The sequence below is a fragment of the Nocardia sp. KT25-26 genome (assembly GCF_056627695.1).
This window is the reverse complement of sequence record NZ_CM152813.1, coordinates 2,518,622-2,534,026: the sequence shown is the minus strand read 5'-3', so window position 1 is coordinate 2,534,026 and position 15,405 is coordinate 2,518,622. Positions and strand designations below refer to the sequence as shown.

The window sequence follows — 15,405 nt, the reverse complement described above, 5'->3', positions numbered from 1 at the left end:
CGATGAGAGGAACCCATGTCCATCCGATTCTCCCGGCTGTTCGTCCTGCCCGTGACCGCGCTGGCGGCCGGCGCGCTGACGGCCTGCGGCACCGCCGATTCCGACGCCGACACCGCTGCGGCCGCACCGGGCTTTCCGTTGACGGTCGACAGCTGCGGCCGTTCGGTGACCTTCACCGAACCACCGCAGCGCGCGCTCACCGCCGGTTCGGTGGCTGCGCCGATCATCGCCGCCGCCGGTGCCGGTGACCGGGTGGTCACCCGCAGCTACGAGGCCTCCCCGTTCCCGGGTGAGTACGGCGACGACCTGGCCGGCGCCGAACAGGTCTCGCCCACTGCGGAACTGAACCGGGAGGAGATCATCGCCCGCAGTCCGGACGTGGTCGTCACCTTCGCCTCGACCACCGTCGACCACGCCGACCTGGCCGCCGTCGGGATCCAGCAGCTGGTTACCCGCGGCTACTGCCCCGACGCCCAGGGCAGCTTCGAGGACGTGTTCGCCGACGTCGAACTCTACGGACGGCTGTTCGGCACCGCGGACGCCGCCCGCGTCGAGGTGCAGTCGCTCCGGGAACGGGTCACCGCCGTAGGCGAGGCCGCCGGTGTCCGGCGGCGCGCCGCCACCCTGATCCTTTCCCCGGACGGCAGCACCCTGAAGGCCTACGGCACCGCAAGCACCGCCCACCACCAACTACAGGCACTCGGCCTGGACAACGTTTTCGGCGACCAGGAACAGCGGTTGCTGGAAATCAACGCCGAGGAACTGATCGCCCGCGATCCGGAGGTGATCGTCCTGCTGCTGCAACGGGAACAGACCCCCGAGGAAACCACCAAGGCCCTGGCGCGGCGGCCCGGTCTGGCCGAGGTGTCCGCGATCGCGGACGAACGTGTCATCGCCGTCCCGTTCGGCTACGCCGGACCGAGTCCGGTCGCCGTCGAGGGCCTGGAGTTGCTGCAGGAAGAACTGACCGGATTGCCCCGATGACCGCCGGTCAGTTCACCACCGCGTAGGCGAAGCCGTCCCAGCCCTTGGCACCCACGGTCTGGACGACCGTGGCGTCCAGGGCCGGTTCGGCGGCGAGCATCTCGACGAGGTCGCGGCCCGCGCGGGCGGCCGGGTCGTCGGTCCGTTCGTCGGCGAGGGCGCCGGCACGCACCACGTTGTCGACGATGATCACCGAGCCCGGGCGGGTCAGGCGCAGCGCCCACTGCACGTAGTGGCTGTTGTTCACCTTGTCGGCGTCGATGAACACCAGGTCGAACGGTTCGCCTGCGTCCTCGGCGACCTGCGGCAGGGTGTCCAGCGCCGCACCGACCCGGATCTCGACCCGGTCCCCCACACCGGCCCGGTCCAGATTGGCCCGGGCCACCTGCGCATGCCGAGGTTCGAATTCCAGGGTCACCACCCGGCCGGCCGGGCCCACCGCCCGGGCCAGCCATTCGGTGCTGTACCCGCCGAGGGTGCCGATCTCCAGTACCCGGCGGGCGCCGGCCGTCCGGGCCAGGAGGTTGAGAAACTTGCCCTGAGGTGCAGACACGTCGATCGCAGGCAGCCCGGCCGCCGTATTGGCGGCCAGCGCGTCGGCACCTTCCGAACCGATCAGGGTGTCCACCAGATAGTGGTCGACCTCGGCCCACTCGTCGCTCGTCATGTCTGCAGTGTGCCACCGCACCCGCCCCGGTGAGTGTGCCGTCGCCCGGCGGGTTGTCCCACCACCGGGCCGCGGCCGATGCGACACTGACGCCGCGGTACCGCGGGTGCCGGCGACATCGACGAGGTCCCACCAGGTCAGGAGGCCACGATGCGGGCAGTGGTGATGGAACGTTTCGGTGAACCGGCGGAGGTGCTCCGGCCGGGCGAGCGACCGGTCCCCGAGCCGGGTCCGGGCGAGGTGCGGATCGCTACGGCGTTGTCGCCGATCCACAATCACGATCTGGCGATCGTGCGCGGCGTGTACGGGTTCCGTCCGGAGCTGCCTGCGGTGCCGGGCACCGAGGCGTCGGGGACGATCGATGCCGTCGGGGCCGGAGTCACCGGGGTCGCCGTCGGCGATCGCGTCGCGGTGTCGGGCGCCCGCAGTACCTGGGCCGACAGCTTTCTCGCCCGCGCCGATCAAGTGGTGCCGATCCCGGCGACGGTGCCGGACGAGGTGGCCTGCCAGCTGCTCGCGATGCCACTGTCCACGCTCATGCTGCTGGACGAACTCGGAGTGGGCCGCGGCGAGTGGATCGTGGTGAACGCCGCCGACGGTGCGGTGGGCCGCCTGCTGAACCTGTTCGCGGCGCGGCGCGGCGTCCAAGTGCTCAGCCTGGTCCGCCGGGCCGATTCCGTTCGTGCGCTCCATGATCTGGGGTTCGGCCCGGTGCTGGACACCTCGGCCGAGGACTGGCCGGACCGGGCCGCCGAAGCCACCGGCGGCGCGCCGATCGTGCGGGCGGTCGACCAGGTCGCCGGCAGCGCCGCCGGTGATCTGCTGCGCCTGCTCGCCCCGCGCGGCCAGCTGATCAGCTTCGGCGCGATGTCCGGTGCGCCACTGCGGCTCGACAGCGGCGCCGTCATTTTCAAACAGGCCGTCGTCCGTGGCTTCTGGGGCCAGCAGCACGCCGCCGAACTCGATGCGAACACCCGGCGTGCGCTCATCACCGAACTGGTCGGCCTGGCCGCCGACGGCACCCTGCGCCCCGCAGTCGCCGCCGAATATCCGTTCGACCGGATCGCCGAGGCTGTGACGGCCGCCGAAACATCCGGTCGGACCGGAAAAGTCCTCATCACGGCGGGCGCCCGCTGAACCCTGGCAGCGCCACCCTCCGCCACCGCGCAGCACCACCCTCCGCCACCGCGCAGCACCACCCTCCGCCACCGCGCAGCACCACCCTCCGCCACCGCGCAGCACCACCCTCCGCCACCGCGCAGCACCACCCTCCGCCACCGCGCAGCACCACCCTCCGCCACCGCGCAGCACCACCCTCCGCCACCGCGCAGCACCACCCTCCGCCACCGCGCAGCACCACCCTCCGCCACCGCGCAGCACCACCCTCCGCCACCGCGCAGCACCACCCTCCGCCACCGCGCAGCACCACCCTCCGCCACCGCGCGGGCGTGACCGCCCGCAGCTCGGCTGCACCCTAGTGGCTTTCGTCGACGGACGGCGTCGGTCGGCGCCCCGAATGCCGCGGCCACCAGTACGGGTGCCCGCACGCTCAGCTCCACCGCGGCGGTCCAGGCGGCCCGGCTGATACGTCGGTCCGCCTGCCTGACCCAGTGCGCGGCTCAGGCGGTCGCCACCGTTGTTTCGATCTCGGTGGCCTTGCCGATCACCGACATCGCTTGCTTCATCAGGGCCTGCAGGCCGACAATCTGATCGGCCATCTCCATCAGGGTCTGTGAGACCGACATGGTGGCAGTCGAGATGCCGAACACCGCCCGGGCGATCAGCGCGGGTGTGGCGGTGCCCGCGGAGGCGATCAACAGGGCCGTTATCTCGGCAAGGATGCCCGCGAGATTGGTGAGGATGTCGGTGACCACCGTGCGCACCGATTCGACGATGCCCGCGAGCCCCTCGTTCACCTTGCTGAGCACATCGGCGAGCCCGGCCTGTTCGGTGACCTGGCCTATCAATTCGTCGGCGCGCCCTCGGTAGGCCGAGGCGGTCGCGCCGAGCCAGTCGGCCGTCTCGCTGTACACCGCGTCGCGCCACGCCTTCGCGCAGTCGTCCAGCGCCTCGGAGATCTTGGTCCAGGAGTCCGAGTAGGCTTTGACCATATCCGGGTTGCCGGTCAACGAGTCGAGGGTCTTGCGCAGCGGTTCGACGTGTTCGAGCATCCACGACATCAGCTGGCTGCCGAGGAGATTGAACGGATCGAACTTGGCCAGCGGCACGCCCTTGGCGATCGCCAGCCCCATCTTCCCGGCGTCGACCACCGCCGAACCGGCCGACCACGCGTCCTTCACCGCGCTGTACCGGTCCTGCATCGAACCGTCCCCGCCGAAGGCCTTGCCCAGCCCCATCGCGGCCTCGTAGCCGTCGCCGGCGAGGGTGCCCTTCAGGATTCCGGCATCGGGGTCGTTCTTCTCGTCGCCGCCGGACGGCACGCCCACATTGCGCAGGAACGGGATACCGTCCTCGGTGTAGTACTCGTCGCGGTGGTCGACCCCGTCCTCGAGCAGGTCGTTGCCTTCGGGCCGGGCGGCATCGTCGAAGGCCATCACGCCACCCCGTCCACATCGGCGACCCGGTCCCGGATCGCGCCGGCCCAGCCGGTATCGCGATCGGCGAAGGCCGCCGCCACCTTCCGCAGGTTGCCGGGCAGCGGTTCGGTGATGGCGGACAGCGACGTCAGATCGGCGGTGATCCGGTCGTGCAGGTCACCGAGGGTGGCATTCGCGTAGGGGCGCACGATGGTGCCGTAGCCGTCGTCGGCCCCCGCGAGGTAGGCGGCCGCCTCCGTCGCGTCCGCCAGGTCCTCGAGTGCCTTCGCCACCGCGGTGGCGTGTGCCGCCACCTGCTCGGGATCGACGTTCACCGTGTCGGGATTCCCCATGCGCCTGTGCCCTTCCCATCGTGCCGGATGCCCGCGGCCGATCGCCGCGCCCTCGTAAGAACTGACGCACCGCAGCGCCGTCCGGTTCCATCGGATCCGGGCGACCTGCTCAGAACAGGAAGTAGCGCTGCGCCATCGGCAGTTCCGTCGCCGGGTCCTCCGCCCAGACCTCGCCGTCGATCCGGACGGTGAAGGTGTCCGGGTCCACTTCGATCTGCGGCATGGCGTCGTTGTGCGGCATATCGGCCTTGCCGATGCGGCGCACGTTCTTCGCCGGCACCAGTTTCCGGCGCACGTCGAGGCGGTCGGCGAGACCGTCGGCGATCGCGTGTTCGGAGACGAAGTGCACGGAGGTCGCGGCCGCGGCGGGCGCTGCGGCTCCGAACATGGGCCGGGGCAGCACCGGCTGCGGGGTGGGAATCGAGGCGTTGGCGTCCCCCATCGCGGCCCAGGCGATCATGCCGCCCTTGAGCACGGCATGCGGGCGGACCCCGAAGAACGCCGGATCCCACAGCACCAGATCGGCCAGTTTGCCGACCTCCACCGAGCCGACCTCGGCGTCCAGGCCGTGCGCCACCGCCGGACAGATCGTGTACTTCGCGATGTAGCGCTGTACGCGAGCATTGTCGGCGGCGCCGTCGCCGGGCAGTGCGCCACGGCGGCGTTTCATCATGTGCGCCGTCTGCCAGGTACGCATCACCACCTCACCGATGCGGCCCATCGCCTGGGAATCGCTGCCGATCATCGAGATGGCGCCCAGATCGTGCAGCAGGTCTTCGGCGGCGATGGTGGACGGGCGGATGCGGGATTCGGCGAAGGCCAGATCCTCGGGGATCGACGGGCTCAGGTGATGGCAGACCATGAGCATGTCGAGGTGCTCGTCGAGGGTGTTCACGGTGTGCGGCCGGGTCGGGTTCGTGGAACTCGGCAGCACATTCGGGTACGAGGCCACCGTGATGATGTCGGGCGCATGCCCGCCACCGGCGCCTTCGGTGTGGTAGGCGTGGATGCCGCGGCCGGCGATGGCGGCCAGGGTGTCCTCGACGAATCCCGCCTCGTTGAGGGTGTCCGAATGCAGCGCGACCTGGGCGCCCGAGGCGTCGGCGACAGTGAGGCAGGCGTCGATCGCCGCCGGGGTCGAGCCCCAGTCCTCGTGCAGCTTGAGCCCGGCCGCGCCGCCGCGCAGCTGCTCCCACATGGCGTCGGCGCCGACCGTGTTGCCCTTCCCGAGCAGCACGATGTTCATCGGCCAGTGGTCCAGGGCCTCCAGGGTGCGGGCCAGATGCCACGGTCCCGGGGTCACCGTGGTCGCCTTGCTGCCCTCGGCCGGGCCGGTGCCGCCGCCGATCAGCGTGGTGATGCCGCTGCCGATCGCTTCGTCCAGCAGCTGCGGGCAGATGAAGTGGACGTGGCAGTCGATGGCGCCGGCGGTGAGGATCCGCCCGTTACCGGCGATGATCTCGGTGCCCGGGCCGACCACCAGATCCGGATGGACACCGGACATCGTGTCGGGGTTGCCGGCCTTGCCGATCGCGCAGATCCGGCCGTCCCGGATCCCGACATCGGCCTTGATGATGCCCCAGTGGTCGACGATCACCACGCCGGTGATCACGGTGTCCGGGGTGCCGTCGGCGCGGGAGGCCCGCGACTGGCCCATGGATTCGCGCAGTACCTTGCCGCCGCCGAACACCGCCTCGTCACCGGCCCGGCCGGGGCCACCGCTGCGGTCCTCGGTGATCTCGATCAGCAGGTCGGTGTCGGCCAGCCGGATGCGGTCACCGGTGGTGGGCCCGAACAGCTCGGCATAACGGGCACGGGATAGTTCGCTCACGATGTCCTCTCGGCGCGGGCGGCGGGCAGGCGGAATATCGGCCGCATCGGGCTAGTGCTCATCGAGCAGGCCGGGCGGTGTGCGGCCGATGCCGTAGACCGCGCGGGCACCGCCCAGCGGGACCAGTCCGACCCGCTGCGGCAGCCCCGGTTCGAATCGGACCGCCGTGCCCGCCGGCACGTCCAGGCGATGCCCGTGCGCGGCGGCCCGGTCGAATTCCAGGGCGGCGTTCGCCTGTGGAAAATGCACGTGGCTGCCCACCTGCACGGGCCGGTCACCGGTGTTCACGACGTCGAGTTCGATCCGCTCCGCACCGGCGTTCAATTCGATGGTGCCTTCGGCACACAGGATTTCCCCGGGAATCACGACGGTCCTATCCGATCGGGTGGTGCACGGTGACGAGCTTGGTGCCGTCCGGGAAGGTGGCCTCCACCTGGACGTCGTGGATCATCTCGGGGATGCCGTCCAGGACATCGTCACGACCGAGTACGGTGCGGCCGGACGCCATCAGCTCGGCCACCGTCCGCCCGTCCCGCGCTCCTTCCAGGACGTGGTCGGTGATGACGGCCACCGCCTCCGGATGGTTGAGTTTCAGGCCGCGGGCCTGCCGGCGGCGGGCCAGCTCGGCCGCATAACTCAGCATCAGCCGTTCCTGCTCGTGCGGCGACAGGCGCATGTGGCTCCTCGATGACGGACAACGGACGATCAGGCGAACATTCTGGCACGATCGCCCCACCTGCGCCCGCCGGCGGGGCGGCTCCCGCTGCCGGACGCCTCAGCTCCGCGGCCGTAGATTCTGTAGCCGCACCTGTCCGCGGGCGACGGTACGGCCCTGCGCATCGGTGATCACCACCTGCCACAGCTGCTGGGTGCCGCCGCGATGGATCGGGGTGGCCTCCCCGGTCAGTACGCCGTCGCTGACTGCGCGCAGGAAATCGGTGTTGTTGTTGACACCGACCACGGCGCCGCGCTCGCCGAACCAGATGCCGCCGCCCACACTGGCCAGGGTTTCGATGACGGTGCAGTACACGCCGCCGTTCTGGATCCCGGCGGGCTGGAACAGCTGCGGCCGCACTTCCCACTCTCCGCGGACCCGGTCCGGGCCGACCTCGGTGTAGCGCAGCCCGATCAGATCGGTGAAGGTGCCCTTGCTGGCCTCGGTCATCAGCTCGGGGGTCATGTCTGCCAGGGACAGCGTCGATTCGCTCATGGGTCCGGTCTACACCACCACCCGGACGAGGCGGCGGGCCCCACCCGGAGGTGGAGCCCGCCGCGGCATGGGATCGAGGGGTCGACTGCAGCCCTCAGGACCTCGTCCCGATCCGAACGCCGCAGTCAGAATAGGTCAGGCTTACCTAAGCTGTCAAGGTTCGGTGGGTTCGTGTTCGCGGAGGGCCCGGAGCCGCTGCAGAGCCGGGGTCGCCGCGCAGCCACCGAGTTCCAGCGCTCGCCGCCCGGCCCGATCCGCCGCCCGATCCTCGCCCAGGCTCCCGAACACCAGGGCGGCCTGGGCCAGGGCGTCCGCAGCGGACAGCCGATCGCCGAAGGCCTCGAACCGATGCGCGGCCGCCACCACTCCGGCACCGTCCCGGGCCGCCCATGCCTCGGCATGCGCCGCCACCGCCTCCGGCCTGGGGCCGTCCACGCATACCGCGAGCTCGCGGAGTCGCACCGCACCATCGACCACGCCCAGCCGGACCGCCGCGTGCCGGGTCACCACTTCCACAGCCGGTTGATCCAGCGCACCTGCGGCTTCGGTCGCGCGATCGACGAGGGCCATCGCGCTGTCGTGGTCCCCACGGGCGGCGGCGGTCCATGCCTCGCTCAACAGCCGTTCCGGTTCGAGGAACAGGAAGCCGGGGTGCCGGATCCGCTCCAGCTCCGCGCAGACGCCAGGCTCCACCGGGCGGCCGACCAGCGCCGAGGCGGTGACCAACTCCTGCAGACCGATCGCCCGCCACCCGCCGCGGCCGTGTTCGTCCGCCATCGCGGTCAGTCCGGCAGCCAGCTCCGAAACAGCCGCGTCGAGGTCACCGGCTCCGACCTCGAGGTGCCCGCGAATCACCGACAGCAGCGCCACCGACCGTTCGGACGGCGGTGCTTCCGCGCAGGCGCCCACCATCTTGTCGACCAGTGCCGCCGCCCGGGACAGATAGCCCGCCCACCGCAGCGCGCACAGCAGATAGTGCACCGATTCGAAGACGAGGAAAGCAGCTTCGAAGGACCGGTGCAGTCGGCGGCAGCCGGCCTCGGCCAGATCGAGAACGGAGTCGGCCTCGCCGGTCAGGGATCGGCCGAGCAGCAGACCCCAGGTAGCCATGAGCGCCGGTAGATCCGGCAGGTCCGCGGTGGCCAGCGCCTGCTCGGCCACCTCGGCGCCCCGGGCCGGAGAGCCACGCCCCGCCAGATAGATGCTGTACCAGGCGTCGAGCGCGGCGTGCTGGGCGGGACCGACCCGGTCGCGCGCCGCCGCGACGACCGCGGCCGCCTGTACCGGATCCGCGAGTTCCCACAGGTTGACCGATGCCCGCACGATCGCGAGCTGGGCGCGCTCCACCTCGTGCCCGGCGTCCTTCAGTGCAGCACCGATCACCCGGTCGGCGTCCGCGCCGCGACCCTGCAGGCCGAGGGCGATCACCTGCACCAGCCGGGCATCGCTGCCGAATCCCGCGACCGCCCCGGCCAGCCGTTCGGCCAGCCGCATATCGAAACGCCGGCCGGCTCGGCGGGCCGCTTCCACGAACAGTTCGGGGTCCGGCGGCAGGTCCGACTCCAGATGCAGCACCGCCCGCCGGATCAGCTCCTCCCCGGATTCGTGCCCGGCGAGCACACCGGCCGCCTCGGCGAGTTGCCCGCGCAGCGAGCGGGCGCGCACCGCCCCCAGCTGCGCGCGCCGGACCTCACCGAACAGTGGATGGGCCAGCGTGATCCAGGTGCGGGCGGACCGTTCCGAAACCTCGATGAGGCCCGCGGCCTCGGCAGCCTCGACCGTCCTGGACCCGACCACCCGGCACAGCACCCGCAGATCGATCGGCTCACACAGCGCCAGCAGGTCGACGATATCGGCCTCCCGCTCGACACGGGTACCGAGTTGCTCGGCGACCAGCGTCCGCAACTCCGCGACTCGGAGATCGGGGAAACCGGCTGCTTCGCTTTCCAGCACGTGCCGCAGCAGCATCGGATTGCCGTGGGAACAGGACCGGATCCGGTTCACGAACCCGGGTTCGGCCGCCCGATTCGTGGTCGCGGCGATCACCTGTCCGATATCGGCGTCGGTCAAGGCCGGGACCTCGACCAGGTGCAGCGCACCGGCTCGGATCGACATGCCCACCCCGTCCGGCGCCCGCTCGCCGGTACGCATCGTGAACACCGCATCGACCCGGCCACGGGCCACCAGCTGATGAACCACGAAGGCGCTCAACGTGTCCAGCAGGTGCGCATCGTCGACGATCAGCAGCGGCCGACCGGCCGGACCGGGTGCGCCCAGCACATCCAGCGCCGCCCGGACCACCTGCGCGACATCCCCGCCCACCTCCGGCATCACCGCGACCAGCGCGCCGAACGGAATCTGCCGGCCGCCCGGTGAGCCGCCGATCCAGCACACCCGGGTGCCCGCTGCATACGCCCGTTCCGCCAGGGCGCGGGCCAGCCGGGTCTTCCCCATGCCGGCCGGCCCTTTCAACACCACACCGCCTGCCTCGACCGCGGCGGCGCAGCTGCGCAACAGCTGCTCCCGGCCGACGAAGGGCCACGGCACGCGCGGCGCCGGCGGTAGCTGCGAATCGGTGCTCACCCGCCCCGCCGACGCCTTCGGCGCCGGTGGCGTCCGGGTCGCCGGTGGCTCCCCCATCGCCCGCTTACGCAATGCCTCCAGCATCTGGCGATCCGGACCGGTATAGGACGGTCCGGCGCCGCTCGCCCGCCGCCGGGCCCGGGTGATCAGATGGTCCACCAGCCGCCGGAAGCTCGCCGCGGACTTCGGCACCCGCACCAACTCCACCTCGCGGACCGGCAGCCACCCCCGCACCGTCTCTGCGGCCAGCCCCGGCACCTCGGTACAGATCCGCCCCGCCGACGGCGCCCCGGCCGCCTCGTACAACCGACGGAATTCCCGGACGTATTCCGCACGGGCCCCCGGCTCGCGACCCTCGTCGCTCATCATCTTCCTCCCCCTCGACGCGGCAACACCCTGCCCCGCACCGAGACCCGGTGTACCGACACGACCCCGCCCACCGGCCGAACCGTCTTCGACCCACCTGCCACCATTTTACGACAGGCGCCCACGGGCGACGCCGGACTCACAGTTCATCGATGGTCACCAGTCCGTCCCGGACGGCAGCGTCCATCCCCCGCCACAGTGTGCTCGCCGAGCGCCCGGAACACCATCGCCATACGAGTTCGCGGCTCACTCGAGCGGGTCGTCCGGCATGTCGAAAGGCGCATCGCTACCCGCCCGGCGGGTCGCCGCACCACGCATCTCGGCTGCCACGGCCCGCTCCAGGTTCTCCGACAGGACGAAGAATCCCCGATCGGTGAGCAGCCGGTGGGCATCGTTGCGCCGGTAGCTGCCGGGCACCATTGCGCCGGCGTCGAGTTCCACTGCGCCGATGATGTCCTCGGGTGGCACCCGGTCGGGCGGTGCCTGGGTGCGGCCGTCGACGATGTACAGCCAACCCTGCTGTCCGGCTGCGGCGCGCTGCGCGCGCGGATCGGTGTGGATCTCGCCGGCGATCACCCGGTGCATCATGTCGACGAACCGGCCGTTCTCGATGAGATCGTCCGGGACGATCCGGTATCCGGCGCCGCATTCGGCTATCGGCCTGCGCAGCCGCCCGTAGATCGCTTCGGTCGGGATTCCGTAGGCGGCTGCCCATTCTTTCGTCACCGGCGACAGTACGTCGTACTTCGCCGACCCGAAATCCATCGAGAAGATGTTCACCGTACGAACGGGCCTTCGTCGCCGCTCCGGCCGGGACACCGCATCGGGGTGTGCGGTCATGGTTCACCACCTTCCGATCGGACCACCACCCGGGGTGGCCCGACAACGCTTTCCCACTGTGCCGGTGGGGCGAACTGCCGCGCCATCACCGGATCCCGCTACGGGCCGGAACCTGGGGCTTCGTTCAGCCATCGACCCCGACTCGGGTCCGACTCGGGTGTCCGGCGACCCCTGCGGGTAGCCCGGTGTCGGCACCACCGGCTGACATCGACGGCACGGTGTGCCATGCTGGCCCGCGGGGGTGGATCCGATACCCCTGGCATGTCATGTAGGGGAAAGATGTTGAAACGAAGCACTATTGCCGTGGCCGCTGTGGCTGCAATCGCTCTGGTCGGTGGCTGTGATGGCGAAGAGGGTACGAACGATTCCGCACAGCCGAGCCCGACCATCGCCTCGAGCGCGCCGTCGGTGCCGCCCCCGCCGCCGGCGCCGCTGCAGAACCGGCGCGCCGAGAACGGCGAGATCGTGCAGCAGAGCGGCCTGGTCGGCAACGGGACGCTCGATATCGACAACGGCAACGACGCCGACTACGCGGTGATGGTGACCAACGGTGATCCGCAGTCGCCGCAGGCGACGATCTATGTGCGCGGAAATTCGCAGGCCACCCTGTCCGGCATCAGTGGCACGTACTACGTCTACATGAAGACCGGGACGGACTGGGACAGCGCGACACTCGGGTTCACCCGGGACGAGAGTTACCAGAAGTTCGACGAATCGTTCGACGACAATTCCGCCTGGGAGATCACCCTGCGGCCGTCCATCGGCGGAAACGCCAGTACGAGCGACGCACCGGCCTTCTGACGGTCCCCGAGCCGTGCTCGTCGGGCCGGGCAGGACACCGACCGGTCCGACAGGCGCGGCGCCCGTCATCGGCAAGGCGGACAGCTCGCCTGTCCTCGGCGCCATGCCGGATGGTCGGCCGGCCGCGACGAGTGCGGTGGTCTCCGGGTTCCGAGACCCGCCGCAGCGGGCACCGCGATTCGCCGGGCGCGGCCGACCCACGCGGATGCGACCGATCGACACTCCGGTGTAGTCGCCCCGGCGTACCGACCACGACCACCCGTTCACCGAAGGCTGCGTGCGCCGGGATGTCGCTCACAGGCGGACGGATTCGACCCGAGTGCCCGGATCATCGAGCGGATCCGCTGCCCATCGGCACCACCCCAGCCCCAGCGCGACGCGGACGCCGCCTGCCGTGGCCGGTGCTCCGGCGCTGTCCAGTGCGGCGACCAGCTCACCACGCAGGCGGTATCTCCGTACGATTCCCATCCTCGCCCGCCGTACCTCACCGAACAGTGGGTGCGTCAGGAGGATCCGGAGCTCTTCCCCCAGCCGGGCAGCTCGGATCAACCCGGCCTTTTCGGCCGCCTCCACCGAGCGTGCTCCGACAATGCCCTGGAGCACACCGAGCTCCAGCGGCTCGGCCAACGTCACGAGATCTACGGTGTCCGATACCGATTCGTCCAGCACGCCCATCTGTTCGGCAACCAGGTCGAGCAGGACCGCGGGTACCGCAGGCACATCGCCCGGGTTCGGAGGCACCGCTTCGACCAGGTGGCGCACGAAGGCCGGGTTGCCACGCGAAAGGCCCCAGATCCGCTGGGCCTCGGCTGGTTCGAGGTGCCGCCTGAGCGCTTCCGCAGCGACTGCTTCGGTGCCGGGCCGGGTGAGTGCTGGAAGCTCGATCCGGGTGGCCCCGCCCCGCAGCGCCTCCGGCAGCAGTTCCCCGCTCGGCACGGTCACTACCACTGCCGCTCGCCGCAGCGAAGCCAGTTGCTGCACCACGTATGCGCTGGACGAATCAAGCAAGTGCGCATCGTCGACGACCAGCAGTGGCCGGCCGGAACCTCCCGAGGCACCGAGCAGGTCCATTGCTTCGCGGAGACGGTGTGCTCGCGCTGCCGAGCTCGCAGAGCGCATGCCGGCCAGTACGCCGAGCGGAATCTGCTGCCCGCCGGGGCCGGCACTGATCCAGCGAACCGCAGTTCCGGCGCACTGGGCCCGATCGGCCAACGCGCGCGCCATCCGGGTCCGCCCCGACCCGGGCGCACCGGTCAAGACCACCGCCGCACCGTCCAGGGCACGCTCCGCCAGGTCGAGCAGCGGGTGACGTTCGACGAACGGCCAGGTGTCGCGCTGTACCGGCGGCCGCATCGCCGTATCGGCCGATCGCAGCGACCGCCCGTGCGGGATCGGCTGTACATCCGCCCGTGCCCTCGTCCGCAGGGCTCCCCAGTCCAGCCGGGCCAGCGCATCGACCTGTCCCCGGCCGCGACGTCGCGCACGGTGGATCAAGTACCGAATCAACCGATCGAACGCGGCGGCCGAACGAGGAACCCGGACATCCGTATCACCCGCAGCAGGAAGCCAGCCGTGCACCGTTCCCGCGGCCACACCGGGCAACTCGGCACTGACCCGATCGGGCGAAGGTGTTCCCGCCGCAACGTAGAGCTCCCGCAGCATGCGGACGTATTCGGCCCGGGCCCTCGAGACCCGGCAATCCTCGATCATGATCGCCTCCCCGAACGAGTATGCATCTGCAAGCACATCTGCAAGGCCGCTATGCTTGCGTGAACCACAGTGTGGCAGGCGAAACCACCTGCCGCCATGGTGTGTTCAGGGGACAGCTATCCACCGCTGCAGACCGGTTGACGGCCCGAGGCTACGACGCGGGTGACCGGACACGGGAAGACATCGAACGACACCCCAGGCCCACAGCCGGAGACCGGAGTTCGCCGGCCCATTCCGTCGGCCCTGACAGACCCGCTCGGCGGCGCCCGAAACCGAACGTACGAGCCGCACCGCTCGACCGAGTTATTCGCCTACCGGCCGATACCGCTCCACCCAGAACTTCGCCCGGGGGTCGCGCAATGCGGGCCGCACCCCGTGCCAGAGGAACGGCCCCGGGAAGCCGTCGATGATGTGGGCCAGCTGGGGCCGATCCGCCCGCAGCCAGTTGGCGAAGAAGCCGTACCCGGCGGTGCGGTGGTCGTCGCCGGGTGGGACGCGGCAGATGATCACGACTTCCTTGCGTTCGCCGAAGCACAGCAGCAGGTCGTCGGGGCGGCTGCGCCGGAGCAGGTGATAGGCGTTGGGGTCGCCGGTGTGGGCTTCGGGGCGGTTCATGCACCAGAAGACGAGATCGCAATCGCGCGCCTCGTCGAAGGTGGCGAAGGAGCCGTCGGCGTATTTGATGTCGTGATGCAGCGGGTCACCCCAGGGTTCGACGACCCAGAGGGCGGTCCATCGGCCGCCCATCGCCTCCCACCGGTTCGGGGCCGGGGTCATTCCCCGGCCGCCCGGCCGAACTCGCCGACGACGACCTGAGCGCGGCGGACGGGGCGGTCGTGCAGGAAGTATCCGGGCCGATGCTGTTCGAGGACCCGGTCGTGGTGCTGGGAGGTGGTGACGGCGAGGCGGTCGATGATGTCGTGCCGGTTCGGGTCGAAGGTCTCGGAGAGGGTGCGCATCTCCTGGACGCCGTAGCGGCCGAGGATGCGGATGATCTCGAAGGCGACCTTGTCGAGGTCGGCGTGCGGCTGCCCGGTGCGGTTCTCGAGCTGCACGTCGATGCGGTCGACCAGTTCGAGGAGTTCGCGGACGAGCGGCGCCAGGAACTGGTCGGCCAGGTCGGTGCGGGCGAAGGCGAGCTGGTCACACAGTTCGGCGTGGATCCGCCGGGTCGCACGGTTGTACATCAGCTGCGCCCGGAACAGCGAGCGCAGCTCACCGACCTCGTGGGTCAGGGCGGAGAGGTCGCCGGGCGGGGCGGAGTGGGCGGCTACGGGATCGGCCATAGGAGCACTTCTTTCGCTCACTGAGCCCTCCCGGATGGCCTGCGATCCGGCCGCCGTCGGCGGGACGGCGGCAGCGGGTGCGCCGTGCCACCCGGGAAGGTTCACTGCAGGGGCTGCGTTCCACCCGAGGTCCGGGTGCTGCCCCTACTGTGCCCGCGCGGATCGGTGCGATACCGGATCGGCGCACCGGAGGATTGCGCCCGACCTGCACTTCCCGTGCCGATTTCGACCCCGAGT

General features: G+C 70.6%; 15 protein-coding genes. 3 read left to right on the top strand and 12 right to left on the bottom strand.

The genetic code is table 11. The annotated features are described in order from the left end of the window. The first annotated feature begins 15 nt into the window (after positions 1-15). Positions 16-984: an ABC transporter substrate-binding protein gene (locus AC1HFH_RS11490; protein ID WP_480247421.1), complete on the top strand. Its 969-nt coding sequence runs from the start codon at positions 16-18 to the stop codon at positions 982-984. A gap of 7 nt (positions 985-991) precedes the next feature. On the opposite strand, the gene AC1HFH_RS11485 is transcribed toward AC1HFH_RS11490, so the two are convergent. Continuing rightward, entirely contained in the window at positions 992-1,651 is a 660-nt protein-coding gene (locus AC1HFH_RS11485; RefSeq protein ID WP_480247420.1) for an O-methyltransferase, read from the bottom strand. 150 nt (positions 1,652-1,801) lie between these two features. Here AC1HFH_RS11485 and AC1HFH_RS11480 point away from each other — a divergent pair, with 150 nt between their 5' ends. After that, entirely contained in the window at positions 1,802-2,788 is a 987-nt protein-coding gene (locus AC1HFH_RS11480; RefSeq protein ID WP_480247419.1) for a zinc-binding dehydrogenase, read from the top strand. A gap of 482 nt (positions 2,789-3,270) precedes the next feature. Here the strand turns inward: AC1HFH_RS11480 and AC1HFH_RS11475 are convergent, their stop codons facing one another. The 8 genes from AC1HFH_RS11475 to AC1HFH_RS11440 all read right to left on the bottom strand — a co-directional run bounded on the left by AC1HFH_RS11475 (position 3,271) and on the right by AC1HFH_RS11440 (position 11,371). Next, positions 3,271-4,206 (bottom strand): hypothetical protein, encoded by a 936-nt coding sequence (locus AC1HFH_RS11475; RefSeq protein ID WP_480247418.1) that lies wholly within the window; start codon positions 4,204-4,206, stop codon positions 3,271-3,273. Further along, a complete protein-coding gene (locus AC1HFH_RS11470) occupies positions 4,206-4,541 on the bottom strand; it encodes a type VII secretion target (RefSeq protein WP_480247417.1) in 336 nt (111 codons plus the stop codon). Before AC1HFH_RS11470 ends, AC1HFH_RS11475 begins: the two co-directional genes overlap by 1 nt. Positions 4,542-4,650: 109 nt before the next feature. Then, positions 4,651-6,372: an urease subunit alpha gene (locus tag AC1HFH_RS11465; protein ID WP_480247416.1), complete on the bottom strand. Its 1,722-nt coding sequence runs from the start codon at positions 6,370-6,372 to the stop codon at positions 4,651-4,653. 51 nt (positions 6,373-6,423) lie between these two features. Next, complete coding sequence (locus tag AC1HFH_RS11460) at positions 6,424-6,738, bottom strand: urease subunit beta (RefSeq protein WP_480247415.1); 315 nt, start codon at positions 6,736-6,738, stop codon at positions 6,424-6,426. A gap of 7 nt (positions 6,739-6,745) precedes the next feature. Continuing rightward, positions 6,746-7,048, bottom strand: coding sequence for an urease subunit gamma (locus AC1HFH_RS11455; RefSeq protein ID WP_480247414.1), 303 nt, complete (start codon positions 7,046-7,048; stop codon positions 6,746-6,748). A 99-nt stretch (positions 7,049-7,147) separates the two neighbouring features. Beyond that, positions 7,148-7,552: a PaaI family thioesterase gene (locus AC1HFH_RS11450; protein ID WP_480247825.1), complete on the bottom strand. Its 405-nt coding sequence runs from the start codon at positions 7,550-7,552 to the stop codon at positions 7,148-7,150. A 183-nt stretch (positions 7,553-7,735) separates the two neighbouring features. After that, positions 7,736-10,531: an ATP-binding protein gene (locus AC1HFH_RS11445; RefSeq protein WP_480247413.1), complete on the bottom strand. Its 2,796-nt coding sequence runs from the start codon at positions 10,529-10,531 to the stop codon at positions 7,736-7,738. A 246-nt stretch (positions 10,532-10,777) separates the two neighbouring features. Then, a complete protein-coding gene (locus AC1HFH_RS11440) occupies positions 10,778-11,371 on the bottom strand; it encodes a hypothetical protein (RefSeq protein ID WP_480247412.1) in 594 nt (197 codons plus the stop codon). Positions 11,372-11,683: 312 nt separating this feature from the next. Here AC1HFH_RS11440 and AC1HFH_RS11435 point away from each other — a divergent pair, with 312 nt between their 5' ends. Then, on the top strand, positions 11,684-12,172 hold the full coding sequence (locus AC1HFH_RS11435) for a hypothetical protein (RefSeq protein WP_480247411.1): 489 nt from the start codon (positions 11,684-11,686) through the stop codon (positions 12,170-12,172). Between the two features lie 294 nt (positions 12,173-12,466). Here AC1HFH_RS11435 and AC1HFH_RS11430 read toward each other — a convergent pair whose 3' ends face one another. The 3 genes from AC1HFH_RS11430 to grpE form a co-directional block, all read right to left on the bottom strand. Then, the gene (locus AC1HFH_RS11430) at positions 12,467-13,882 is read right to left on the bottom strand and encodes an AAA family ATPase (RefSeq protein WP_480247410.1); all 1,416 of its coding nucleotides are present in this window, start codon (positions 13,880-13,882) and stop codon (positions 12,467-12,469) included. A gap of 303 nt (positions 13,883-14,185) precedes the next feature. Then, positions 14,186-14,659 carry a hypothetical protein gene (locus tag AC1HFH_RS11425; protein ID WP_480247409.1) on the bottom strand — a complete coding sequence of 158 codons (474 nt, stop codon included), beginning with the start codon at positions 14,657-14,659 and terminating at the stop codon, positions 14,186-14,188. After that, positions 14,656-15,168 (bottom strand): nucleotide exchange factor GrpE, encoded by a 513-nt coding sequence (gene grpE, locus AC1HFH_RS11420; protein ID WP_480247408.1) that lies wholly within the window; start codon positions 15,166-15,168, stop codon positions 14,656-14,658. Before grpE ends, AC1HFH_RS11425 begins: the two co-directional genes overlap by 4 nt. Positions 15,169-15,405: the final 237 nt, after the last annotated feature.

What these genes read in the sequence shown, in the direction of transcription:
- AC1HFH_RS11490 (WP_480247421.1), top strand. Translation starts at nt 16, where the DNA reads ATGTCCATCCGATTCTCCCGGCTGTTCGTCCTGCCCGTGACCGCGCTG.
- AC1HFH_RS11485 (WP_480247420.1), bottom strand. Translation starts at nt 1,651, where the DNA reads ATGACGAGCGACGAGTGGGCCGAGGTCGACCACTATCTGGTGGACACC.
- AC1HFH_RS11480 (WP_480247419.1), top strand. Translation starts at nt 1,802, where the DNA reads ATGCGGGCAGTGGTGATGGAACGTTTCGGTGAACCGGCGGAGGTGCTC.
- AC1HFH_RS11475 (WP_480247418.1), bottom strand. Translation starts at nt 4,206, where the DNA reads ATGGCCTTCGACGATGCCGCCCGGCCCGAAGGCAACGACCTGCTCGAG.
- AC1HFH_RS11470 (WP_480247417.1), bottom strand. Translation starts at nt 4,541, where the DNA reads ATGGGGAATCCCGACACGGTGAACGTCGATCCCGAGCAGGTGGCGGCA.
- AC1HFH_RS11455 (WP_480247414.1), bottom strand. Translation starts at nt 7,048, where the DNA reads ATGCGCCTGTCGCCGCACGAGCAGGAACGGCTGATGCTGAGTTATGCG.
- AC1HFH_RS11450 (WP_480247825.1), bottom strand. Translation starts at nt 7,552, where the DNA reads ATGACCCCCGAGCTGATGACCGAGGCCAGCAAGGGCACCTTCACCGAT.
- AC1HFH_RS11445 (WP_480247413.1), bottom strand. Translation starts at nt 10,531, where the DNA reads ATGAGCGACGAGGGTCGCGAGCCGGGGGCCCGTGCGGAATACGTCCGG.
- AC1HFH_RS11440 (WP_480247412.1), bottom strand. Translation starts at nt 11,371, where the DNA reads ATGACCGCACACCCCGATGCGGTGTCCCGGCCGGAGCGGCGACGAAGG.
- AC1HFH_RS11430 (WP_480247410.1), bottom strand. Translation starts at nt 13,882, where the DNA reads ATGATCGAGGATTGCCGGGTCTCGAGGGCCCGGGCCGAATACGTCCGC.
- AC1HFH_RS11425 (WP_480247409.1), bottom strand. Translation starts at nt 14,659, where the DNA reads ATGACCCCGGCCCCGAACCGGTGGGAGGCGATGGGCGGCCGATGGACC.
- grpE (WP_480247408.1), bottom strand. Translation starts at nt 15,168, where the DNA reads ATGGCCGATCCCGTAGCCGCCCACTCCGCCCCGCCCGGCGACCTCTCC.